The sequence below is a fragment of the Rhodopirellula sp. JB055 genome (assembly GCF_043100905.1).
Taxonomy (GTDB): domain Bacteria; phylum Planctomycetota; class Planctomycetia; order Pirellulales; family Pirellulaceae; genus Rhodopirellula.
Genome location: NZ_JBICHO010000156.1, coordinates 1 through 11,487 on the forward strand (window position 1 = coordinate 1; position 11,487 = coordinate 11,487).

The following is an 11,487-nucleotide window of genomic DNA, read 5'->3' on the forward strand; positions in this document are numbered from 1 at the left end:
GATCACCTTTTCCAACAAAACGCCCGTTTCAAACACGTGAGAGACGGTCGGCACCCGTTGAAATGATCGGACACAAATGCTCCTCAACGAAGTGTTAAACAAGGACGCCACACTTCAGCCAAACGCTAATCGCAAGACTCATCCAGCCAAACGCGAATGGATTTTTTCGTTGGTTGTGGGTGGTTGCCTCACGTTGACCTCTACCGGTTGTGCCACTCGCTCGATGTCATTGGCTTCCTTGAATCCGTTTGCGGGCAAAGGAACAGCCACGGTGAGCGAACCGAACAAAGGCCCCAGTTTCATCGCTTCGGCGGGAGACTCGGTCGGCAAGGCAGCCGGCGGCGTCGGCAACGCCACCAAGAGCGCGTGGGGAAAAACGACGGGGACGGTTGCCAGTTGGTTTGGTCGTGATTCCAAAGAATCCGAACTCAGTGACGATCCGCTCTCGCTGGAACACGAACCTGGCCAATTGGGCCCTGATGTCTTGGTCGCCAACGGGCAATTGTGGGAATCGACCGGCAATCTGACCAAGGCCATGGAAAGCTATTCCAAGGCACTCGAATCCTCTCCCAATCATGCGTCAGCGTTGACCAGCGTGGCTCGTTTGCATTTTCGGGAAGGCAATCATCAGAAGGCTGCGGACTTCTTCCAGAAAGCGATCGCACAAAGTCCGAATGATGCCGCGTTGTACAACGACCTGGGGTTGACACTGGGAAAACTGGGCCAGCACGACATGGCGGTGCAAACCTTGGCTCGAGCCTTGGAATTGGCACCTGGCACTTCGCGTTATGCCAACAACTTGGCGAGCGTGTACTTTGAGTCGGAGCAATCGGAAGAGGCCTACAAAGTTCTGGCGGCCAACAACAAACCTGCCGTGGCGCACTTCAACATGGCGTTCTTGCACTACAAAAAAGGGCAGAATGCAGACGCACAAATCCATCTGCAGCAAGCCGTTGCACACGAGGGTTCCGCGGCGGGCGATCCTGCCACCAAGCGTGCCATCGATCGATCGCGTGAAATGTTGGCTCAGTTGAACCCAGGAATGGGAACGAATCCGGCCGCCAACATTGCGTCGGCGGGAGCGACTGGCAAAGAAATTGGTGCAGCAGCGGGCCCTGTGGCCACGGTGGCCTCGGCTCCCGCTCATCGCGCCAACCAAGCCCCACCGAGTTATGCGGCTCCACCGAGCTACGCTGCTCCGGGGGCCATGCAGCCTGGTGCAACACAGCCCGTCGTGCCCGGCAGCAACTCGGCGGTGAGCTTTCAAGAATCGAGCGAGTCCGAGCCTGCGGAGGCTGTGAAAACGGTTTCTCCCGAGGGATCGACGGAAGCCAAAAGCACGACACCTCCGATGAACTTCCGCCTGCCGGAGTGATCGGGAGTGTTGAGCGGAGTTCTCATTGGCCAGTAAAACCGTTGCGGGATGCCCGCGACCGGTCGTCCACAGGCCATTTTGGCTCACAAAGTCCGTCTGGCGGTCGTGTTTTTGGTGTTTCGGCCAGTCTGGGGCCCTGTTCCGCGACCCCGCTTCGGTCGCCCCTGGTATGACCTGCGGGCATGATTGACGCAGAATTCAAAACGGCCTTGGAACAATTCGGACTCGAGCTCGACGAGCCTTTGGGCATGTCGCTGCAGCAGTACGCGCAGTCGCTGTGGCGGTACAACGAGCAGATCAACCTGACCCGGCACACCACGTGGGATTTGTTTGTCACCCGGGATTTACGTGATTGCTTGCAATTGGCGCAGCTGATCCAACCCGGTGAAGAAGTCCTCGACATGGGCAGCGGCAACGGGGTCCCAGGGATTCCATTGGCGATGTTGCGGCCCGACATCGAGGTCGCGTTGGCGGAATCGGTTGGCAAACGAGCCAAAGTGCTCGACGAACTGGTGACGGAATTGAATCTGCCCGTTCCTGTCTATGCCGCTCGCGGCGAGGATCTGCTGGAAGACTTTCGTTTCACCACCATTGTCAGCCGCGCGGTTGGCAGCCTGCTAAAGTTCTGCCGCTGGGTGGAGCCCCATTGGAGTCAATTCGACCGATTGTTGCTGATCAAAGGGCCCAAATGGGTCGAAGAACGGGGGGAAGCCCGGCACCACGGCGTGCTCAAAGGCCTCGATCTTCGCGTAGTGGCCACCTACCCGCTCGGGAATGTGGCCCCGGAGATCATCGAGGCTGCAGAGGAAGACTCTCCCGAGGCAGCTGATGTCAGTCGAGGGGTGATCTTGGAATTGACGAAGAAGAACAAGGGTTGAACTAGCTGGAGCAGCTTCCGGCTGGATCGATTCTGCACCCCGTCTATACTGCCACGCTCGATGTCGCGGCGAACCCGATTCGTTTCACTCTTTTCCGAATATCTATGTCCGATTACAGCCTCACTCACCTGAAACAGCTCGAGGCCGAGAGCATCCATATCTTCCGAGAAGTGGTCTCGGAATTCCAGAAACCGGTGATGCTGTATTCGATCGGCAAAGACTCCGCGGTGCTGCTTCACCTGGCTTTGAAAGCGTTCCACCCGGCCAAGCTGCCTTTCCCGCTGTTGCACGTCGACACGACGTACAAGTTCAAGGACATGATCGAGCACCGCGAAAATTATGTTCGCGGGGAGTTGGGGTTGGACGTCTTGGTTCACATCAACGAAGAAGGCTTGAAAGCCAACATTCCCCCGTGGGAAGACAGCGAGCGTCACACCGAGCTGATGAAGACCGACGCCCTGAAAGCGGCTCTGGACAAGTATCAGTTTGACGCCGCGTTCGGCGGTGCTCGTCGCGACGAAGAGAAGAGCCGAGCGAAAGAGCGTGTTTTCAGCTTCCGTGACAAGTCACACCGCTGGGACCCCAAGAACCAACGCCCCGAACTTTGGAATCTGTACAACGGACGCGTCAACAAAGGCGAGTCGATTCGGGTCTTTCCAATGAGCAACTGGACCGAGCTGGATGTGTGGCAGTACATCCACATGGAGAACATCCCGATCGTGCCGCTGTATTTGTCGCAACCTCGCCAAGTCGTCAATCGCGACGGGTTGCTGCTGATGCGAGACGACGATCGGATGCCATTGTTGCCGGGTGAAAAAGAGGAGACCCGCATGGTTCGGTTCCGAACTCTGGGGTGCTACCCGCTCTCAGGTGCCGTCGAAAGCGAAGCCGCGACGTTGCCAGAGGTCATTCAAGAGATGTTGCTGACACGTACCAGTGAACGCCAAGGTCGGATCATTGACCAAGACGAAGGCGGCGTCGGCATGCAAAAGAAAAAAGAACGCGGCTACTTCTAGGAAGGTTGAAAGGGACACAGAGGTACAGAACCACAGGTCTGCGCCGATGCCACTTGTTCCTGATTCACTTCAATTTGCTTTCTGATGCACCCGTCCATTTGCCAACCTGTGGCCCTGCGACACTGAGATACTGAGACACTTTCATGAGCCATCAATCTGACCTGATCGCCACCGACATCGATGCTTATCTGAAACAGCATGAGCAAAAGCAATTGCTGCGTTTCATCACCTGCGGCAGCGTGGACGATGGCAAGAGCACGTTGATTGGCCGTCTGCTCTATGATTCCAAGCTGGTCTACGAAGATGAACTGGCAAAGGTCCAAAGTGACTCGGTTCGTCAGGGCAGCGTGGCCGGTGGATTCGACCCGTCGTTGTTCATGGACGGACTGAAAGAAGAACGTGAACAAGGCATCACGATCGATGTTGCGTATCGCTACTTCAGCACCGCGAAACGCAAATTCATCATCGCGGACACGCCTGGTCACGAACAATACACTCGCAACATGGCGACCGGTGCCAGCACCGCGGATCTGGCGATCATCCTGATCGATGCCCGGCACGGGGTGCTGACTCAAACCCGTCGTCACTCGTTCATCGTTTCGTTGTTGGGCATCCGTCACGTTGTTGTGGCGGTCAACAAGATGGACATCGATGGCGTTGAATACAGCGAAGAACGGTTCAACGAGATCTGCGAAGACTATCGCAATTTCGCGACGCGTTTGGATTTGCCTGATTTGCACTTCATTCCCATCAGCGCACTCAACGGCGACAACCTGGTTGAACGCAGCGAGAACATGCCGTGGTACACCGGCAGCACACTGATGAATTTCTTGGAAACGGTTTACATCGGTTCCGATCGCAACCTGCAAGATTTCCGTTTGCCGGTCCAGTACGTCAATCGCCCCAACCTGAACTTCCGCGGTTTCTGTGGAACAATCGCGTCCGGGATCATTCGCAAAGGCGAAGAGATCACGGTTCTGCCAAGTCGTCAGAAGTCGAAGGTGAAAGAAATTGTTACCTACGATGGCAACTTGGACGAAGCTTACGCCCCGTTGTCAGTGACGCTGACTTTGGAAGACGAGATCGACGCCAGTCGTGGTGACATGATCGTCCGCAGCGGCAACTTGCCACGAAGCGAATCCGACGTCGAAGCGATGTTGGTTTGGATGAACGAAGAAGCCATGGTTCCAGGCAAGACTTACCTCGTCAAACACACCACGCAGACGGTTCCTGGGAATGTCGAAACATTGGCGTACAAGGTTGACGTCAACGATCTGCATCGCATGCCAGCACCGACGTTGGAGCTGAACGAATTCGGACGGGTTCGATTGTCGTTGTCCGCACCCATTCACCACGACCCGTACCGTCGCAACCGAACGACGGGAGCGATCATCTTGGTCGACCGGATCACGAACGCGACCGTCGCCGCAGGCATGATTTTGGATCGCGGGACGACCGGAAGTCACAAATCGGTATGGGACGAGGAAGCGTCTTCAGATGACTCGTCGGATGCGCTTTCAACGGTCACCGAAGAAGAACGTTCAGCTCGCTTCGGACAGAAACCTGCGACAGTGTTGCTGACCGGTTTGACTGGCAGCGGCAAGACTTCGATCGCTCGTGCCGTGGAACGCAAGTTGTTTGACGCAGGGCGATCAGTGGCTGTGGTCGATGGCGAATTTGTGCGTCGTGGGTTGAGCCGAGACTTGGGCTTCAGCGCGGATGATCGCAGCGAGAACTTGCGTCGTAGCGGTCACTTGGCTCATACGTTGAACGATGCGGGCCTGATCTGCTTGGCGTCATTGGTGGCACCGTCCGAGGACGTGCGTCAGAAGGTCGGCAAGCTGATCGGTGAAGGTCAGTTCTTGGTCGTGCACGTGGCGACTCCTTTGGAAGTTTGCCGCGAACGTGATACCAAGGGACAATACGCGAAAGCGGATGCGGGTGAACTGTCCAACTTTCCAGGTGTGACTGCCAAATACGACGTGCCAACCGATCCAGATTTGACCGTGGATGCCTCCACCACCTCCATCGCTGATTGTGCGGATGCGGTGGTGGAACTTCTAAAATCAAAAGGGTTCATCAAATGAGATGGTGTGTTGTTCCGGCAAGCTTCCTTGCCGCGATCGCGTTGGTCCAACCTTCCTATTCACAAGAATCTTCCGTGAACAGCTCGCAATCCCTTCTGTCCTCCTCACCGCTTCTGAAACCCTGGCCGGGACCTCATGGTGGGGTGCCGCCATGGAATGAAGTTCGCGTTGATGAATTTGATGCCGCCTTCGACGCCGCGATTGAGCAGGCCGAACAGGAGATCGATCAAATCGCCAACCAGGCCGCACCGCCCACGTTCGAGAACACCATTCTCGCGATGGAAACGGTCGGCCAAGCCCTGCACCGAGTCGAGGTGTTGTTCGATGTTCATGCTGGTAACCTGAACCTCGGGCCGATCCCGGATTTGGAACGCAGCATCACGCCAAAGTTGGCGGCCTATTCTGACTCCGTCACCCAAAACGCCGCGTTGTTCGCTCGGATCGAAGCGATTCACGATGACGTCTTTGAGAAGAAGACGGTGACGCTGGACGACGATGCAAAACGTCTGCTTGATGAGACGTTCAAAAGCTTTGTTCGCCGAGGGGCGCGGTTGAGTCCTGAGGACAAATCAAAATTGTCCCAGATCAACACCCGATTGGCTCGGTTGTTCACCGACTTCAACCAGAACGTTCTCGAAGAAGAAAAGGGGCACGTCACTTGGATTGATGATGAGTCGCGATTGTCTGGCGTGCCCCAATCGACTCGCGATGCAATGGCGGTCGCGGCCGAAGAAAAGGGTGGCAAGGCCAAGTGGGCCGTCACCAACACGCGTTCGTCAATGGACCCGTTCTTGACCAATGCCGACGATCGCGAGCTTCGGGAAGAGGTTTGGCGAAACTATTACTTCCGCAGTGACAACAACGATCAATACGACAACAAAAGCATCATTCGCGAAATCCTGAACCTGCGGGCGGCGCGAGCCAAGTTGCTCGGGTATCCAACCCACGCCCATTGGCGCATGGAATCCACGATGGCGGGCACCCCCGACCGTGCGATGGATTTGATGATGAAAGTGTGGCCTCACGCTGTGCAGCGCGTCGCGACGGAAGTGGCGGACATGCAAGCGATTGCGGACGCCGAGATGGAAGCGGCTGGCAAACCGAAGATCAAAATCGAACCGTGGGATTATCGCTACTACGCCGAAAAAGTCCGGGCGAAAAAATACGACTTGGATATGGCGGAAGTGCGTCCCTATATGCAGCTCGATCGTTTGGTCGACGCGATGATGTGGTGTGCAGACGAATTATTCGGTTTCCAATTCCGTCCGATCGGCAACTTGCCCGTTTTCCATCCCGATGTCACCGTCTACGAAGTGGTTCAGAAGTCCGATGGAAGCCACGTGGGACTTTTTTATCTTGACCCGTTCGCTCGCGAGGGCAAACGCAGCGGCGCATGGATGATGGATTACCGAGGCCAATCGGGATGGGATCTTGATCCCGCCTCCGCGGACGTACCTGTGCGGACTCCGATCGTTTCAAACAACAGCAACTTTGTTCCCGCTGCGGACGGCAAGCCGGTTTTGATTTCCTGGGACGACGCGACCACGTTGTTCCATGAATTCGGCCACGCTCTGCATGGGCTTTCCAGTCGCGTTCATTACCCGTCGCAGTCCGGCACCAACGTGGCTCGCGACTTCGTGGAGTTCCCGTCGCAGGTGCTGGAACATTGGTTGTCGACTCCTGAAGTCTTGACCCGCTATGCGACCCATTACGAGACGGGCGAGCCCATCCCGAAGGAATTGCTCGACAAGATCGAAGCTTCGTCAAAGTTCAACAGCGGGTTCGAAACCGTTGAGTATCTCGCTTGTGCGATCCTGGACATGAAGCTGCATCAGTTGCAGGCTGGCGACATCGATATCAGCGAGTTTGAAAAGTCGGCGTTGGCGGAGATCGGCATGCCCGACGAATTGCCGATGCGTCACCGTCTGCCTCACTTCAGTCACCTGTTCAGCAGCGACGCTTACTCGGCCGGTTACTACAGCTACCTTTGGAGCGACGCGCTCACGGCGGATGCGGCGGAAATGTTCGTCGAGGCGGGAAGCTTCTTCGACGAGGAAACCGCCGCGAAGTTGTTCGATCACATTCTCAGCGTCGGCGACACGATTGATCCTGTCGAAACCTACCGCCATTTCCGCGGTCGTGACGTCGACACCGAAGCCCTGCTCCGCAAACGCGGTTTCGCGGAATGATCCGAATCACGATCGCCGTCGGAATGGCGATCGCATGGATCCCACCCCGTAGCCGGATTCGCCAAGAATTCGGATGACCGCTAGCGGGTGGGAATCCCGCCTGGGTAAGCGTTCGCCGCGCGCTCAGTATCGAGTGTGGCAGGCTTCGTATAGGCAACATCGCTTGCTGCGTCACGTGACGAGCAGCAAACGGGGACCCGGGGGCGGCGGCCCATTCGCATTCCACATCAAGCCAATCAGGCAACCAGTGAGACCCAGAGAGTTCTTGACCGAATCCAAGAATTCCAACTTGGCCGATCGAGTATGTCTGCGAAGTGGAAAAAGCGACGAAGACAAATGACATTCAGGGAGTCGGATGACTGCGTCGTACCGATGACGCCGAGTAACGTCGGACGAGGGAAGGCGGTCAGATCGGCACGCGAATCGAGTCGACCACCTGCTGCTCACAGAAGCAGAATGCCGGTGAATGATCGACTGGATCGCATGACCTTGACCGTGATGCCGGGTGAGAAGTGTCGGTTGGGAGCCGGATGCGTTCACAGCGCAAGTCCGGTTCTGAGAGGGTTCAAGGTTCAATCGAACATGCGTCACGAACGAGGGCACCCCCAGGGAAACCAGTGGGAAACAGAGAAAAGATCGTGTACGCTAAACTCGAGAGGCCTTGCTTCTACTCGCCGGGAGCACGGCTTGCGGCTTTTTTCGCGATGGATAGCCAACTCCCCGTGCCCCGTGATGTCCGACGTTCTGTGTAAACAACATCGAAGTTCAGGAGGCGAGTTGATTGTCTGACGCGCCGCATCTTTTGATCGTCGGTGGACCGAACGGATCCGGCAAGACAAGTCGCGATGCGATACTCAGCGTTTGAGTCCGTGCCCTACATTGGAGCCGATGCAATCGCCGAATCGATTTGTCCCGCAGACCCCGCTTCTGCAAGGATTGCCGCAGGACGACAGTTCAGTCGAAGTGTAGGAGAATGCCTTGCAAGCGGAATGTCCTTTGTCGTTGAATCGACGCTATCGGGACGATCTCTTCGCAGAAATCTGATTGAAGCGGGCCAACGCGGCTTTGAGATCACGATCGCATTTGTTTTTGTCGACTCGGAAGACGTTTGCGTCGCCCGAGTGGCGGAGCGAGTCCGCAAAGGCGGACACGATGTTCCGGTGAACGATATCCGACGCCGGTTTGGTCGAAGTATCACCAATTTCTGGACAGTCTATCGCGAATTGGCTGATAATTGGGGTGTGTTGTACAATGGTGGTGGTCGCATTCAGGATGTTTCAATTGGGTCACGATCCCATGTGACGATTCGCGATTCAACACTCCACTCCCTTTTTTTGAACTCGGTTCAATCGCAAGATGATTAGACGGGCCAAGCTAACTGCCAAGACCTACGCTACCGTTGATGAGCTCATCCGACTCGGAGGAATTGCCGTCGAGGACGCCCAGAATGAGAGCAGGCGTTTGGGCGTACCTAACGTCTATTCGATCAACGGTCGACTGTACTACGAAACGGCATCCGGTGAACTGTCTTTGGAAGACCCGTACCGCGAGAACGAGGCGGGCACAGATCCAAGGGATGCAACTGAGCGGCGAAGTTAAGGTTTTTTCTTGAGATGAGGTCTCCGGCCGCTGCCAGTTGATCTCTACCGTTCGTCCCTTAAGTTGCTTCAATGGGCTGTGACATACATGTCAACGTAGAATATCGCCATCCGGTGCTGGGTTACCAACCGGTCATCTCCGGAGGCTACGTTGTCGAGCGTCGCTACGAACTCTTTGCTGCACTGGCAGGTGTCCGAACAGAAAATGGAGAGTCATCGTTGATTCCGGCGCGGGGGTTCCCTCGTGATGCCTGTTTTTTGCTGTTCGAACAGGCTCACCAACTGGTGGTTGACCACCCAAGCTCACCATTCGCAAAATATGTTGCTGACTGGATTCTGGAATCTGACATTCCGCCAGGATCGGTCGTGGTTGACTCCGACCAAGTCTTAGTGGGCAAAACTCGGTGGATTCAACACCCAGACTATCACGGCGCGTCATTTCTATCACATTCCGAGATCATGGATTGCCTCACGCATTTCGGATATGATCTGTCATCTGGCCCGCCTGAGTTCTTGGTTCTGATCGACCTGCTTGCATCGATCGACAATCGTTTCGGCAATCAATGCTCAAGACTGGTCTTTTGGTTTGACAACTGACTGGAATCGGGACGAACCATCGCAATCGGGATAGGGGCCCGGTTGCCCGGGACCCCTCCCACACCACCTAGCATGCTGGACCGCACTAGGCGATTCGTCGCAAGGGTGCAAACGAGTGCCAACGCTCTTCTAGGTTCAACAAGCCCTCGGCGGTCAAGTACTCGATCGATCAAGCCCGCTGGACACCTGACGTCATGGAAAGACGCCCCGTTCTGTCAGACTAGCTCGGGCGCTTTGCCGCTCATCGCGAATCCGCGAGCGACACGGTGGGACACGCCCAAGGAAATCAGTTTCTTCAGTCGAGTCTTCGACTTCTTCCACTGCTTCCAGTAACAAGCTCGGACGCGTCGCCACTGGGTTTCCTAATCGCTTAGTGCAGCCACTTGTCCAAGTTGACGAACGTTGTCTTGACTTGATTCAACGCGAAGTTACTCATCCAACCCAACGCATAAGAGCGAAACTCGGGCAGCCGCGATTTCATCGACACGCCTCGGCTTTTGCGAAAGATTTTCGAGACGCGTCGCTTGAAAGTGTCGAGCCTCTTCAGGCTCACTCGAATCTGTCCGCCAAAGACACGAAATTCGTAGCCCACGTACTCCAGTCCATCCGTTTGACGGATCGAGCTCTTGTCGTGATTGACGGTCAGCTTCAGGCGTTCTCGCAAGAAGTGCTTGACGCTTGCGTACACACGTTGCGCGGCAACTTCTGTCTTCGTGAAGATCACGAAGTCATCGGCATACCGTACAAATGGCGGCCCTCGTTTCTCCAGTTCCTTGTCCAGATCATCCAAGTAGATGTTGGAAAGCAACCGAGAAAGTAGACCACCTTGCATCGCGTCTTCTTCGCTGGGGTGGCATAAACCATCGACCATCACTCCGGTTCGCAGGTAGCGTCCGGTCAACTTCAGCAATCGGTTGTTGTGACGTGTTGCCACGCTTCGCCCCGCGTTCGAGCAAGCTCTACTGGCAGGCACAGGATGAAGTCCTCCCCGAATAAGGGACGTCGCGAGGCAACCGTTGCCCCGAGACACGTGATCTGTCCCCGCCCAAGCGCTTGAGCTACCTCCGCTCAGAACTCGATCAAGGCATCCGCCGGGCTTCCGGTACAGCTTCTTGGTCAGCAGCCCACTGCGATCCAATGAATCGCTTCGCGACGGGCCTGGAGTCGTCGGCCTCGTACTGTCTTTCTTCAGAGTTACATTTGGTAGACTGCCTCGTCGTGAAAGAAACCCGAACAAAGTACAGGGGACTTTCACCCCACAAGATCACTCCCATGTCGGGCGTACTGCACACGGAGCCGCCGAGTAGTGTTTTTACAAGTGGTAAATCACTCGCGGCGGCCGGGTGATCGCTGCCGTACCACAATGGAATCTTCTGTAGCGGCAATATGACAACCACGAAGGACACGAAGAGCACGAAGGATGGGGTTTATAAATCTTTCGCATTGCGTGATTGGCTGTGTGATCGAAGTCCATCGTGCACTGGGACCAGGGTTGCTTGAATCGGCATACGAGCAGTGCCTCGCTCATGAACTCGCGCGGAACGAAATCGGGTACAAGCTGCAGGATCCACAGCCGGTTCAATGCAAGGGCGTCCAACTCGACTGCGGCTGCCGTATCGATTTGCTCGTCGAGGACGCGCTTATTCTGGAACTCAAGAGCGTGAATCAGTTGACTGGCATTCACGAAGCTCAAATGTTGACGCACATGAAGATCGCCGAAGTGAAAACGGGACTGCTGATTAACTTC

At 55.8% G+C, this 11,487-nt stretch carries 9 protein-coding genes; 8 read left to right on the plus strand and 1 reads right to left on the minus strand.

What is annotated here, in order from left to right; genetic code table 11:
- Positions 1-76: 76 nt before the first annotated feature.
- The 7 genes from ACF8AM_RS06425 (at position 77) to ACF8AM_RS06455 (ending at position 9,740) form a co-directional block, all read left to right on the plus strand.
- On the plus strand, positions 77-1,375 hold the full coding sequence (locus tag ACF8AM_RS06425) for a tetratricopeptide repeat protein (RefSeq protein WP_392554831.1): 1,299 nt from the start codon (positions 77-79) through the stop codon (positions 1,373-1,375).
- A 182-nt stretch (positions 1,376-1,557) separates the two neighbouring features.
- The gene (gene rsmG, locus ACF8AM_RS06430; RefSeq protein ID WP_392554832.1) at positions 1,558-2,253 is read left to right on the plus strand and encodes a 16S rRNA (guanine(527)-N(7))-methyltransferase RsmG; all 696 of its coding nucleotides are present in this window, start codon (positions 1,558-1,560) and stop codon (positions 2,251-2,253) included.
- Positions 2,254-2,357: 104 nt separating this feature from the next.
- Positions 2,358-3,269 carry a sulfate adenylyltransferase subunit CysD gene (gene cysD / locus ACF8AM_RS06435; RefSeq protein ID WP_392554833.1) on the plus strand — a complete coding sequence of 304 codons (912 nt, stop codon included), beginning with the start codon at positions 2,358-2,360 and terminating at the stop codon, positions 3,267-3,269.
- A 143-nt stretch (positions 3,270-3,412) separates the two neighbouring features.
- Entirely contained in the window at positions 3,413-5,356 is a 1,944-nt protein-coding gene (gene cysN / locus ACF8AM_RS06440; RefSeq protein ID WP_392554834.1) for a sulfate adenylyltransferase subunit CysN, read from the plus strand.
- A complete protein-coding gene (locus tag ACF8AM_RS06445) occupies positions 5,353-7,545 on the plus strand; it encodes a M3 family metallopeptidase (protein WP_392554835.1) in 2,193 nt (730 codons plus the stop codon). Before cysN ends, ACF8AM_RS06445 begins: the two co-directional genes overlap by 4 nt.
- Before the next feature lie 845 nt (positions 7,546-8,390).
- Positions 8,391-8,909 carry an AAA family ATPase gene (locus ACF8AM_RS06450; protein WP_392554839.1) on the plus strand — a complete coding sequence of 173 codons (519 nt, stop codon included), beginning with the start codon at positions 8,391-8,393 and terminating at the stop codon, positions 8,907-8,909.
- 306 nt (positions 8,910-9,215) lie between these two features.
- A complete protein-coding gene (locus ACF8AM_RS06455; protein WP_392554836.1) occupies positions 9,216-9,740 on the plus strand; it encodes a hypothetical protein in 525 nt (174 codons plus the stop codon).
- Positions 9,741-10,110: 370 nt separating this feature from the next.
- Here the strand turns inward: ACF8AM_RS06455 and ACF8AM_RS06460 are convergent, their stop codons facing one another.
- The gene (locus ACF8AM_RS06460) at positions 10,111-10,674 is read right to left on the minus strand and encodes a reverse transcriptase domain-containing protein (RefSeq protein WP_392554837.1); all 564 of its coding nucleotides are present in this window, start codon (positions 10,672-10,674) and stop codon (positions 10,111-10,113) included.
- A gap of 525 nt (positions 10,675-11,199) precedes the next feature.
- Between ACF8AM_RS06460 and ACF8AM_RS06465 the strand changes: the two genes are divergently transcribed.
- Positions 11,200-11,487: GxxExxY protein (locus ACF8AM_RS06465; RefSeq protein WP_392554838.1), on the plus strand; the 288-nt coding region annotated here is incomplete at its 3' end.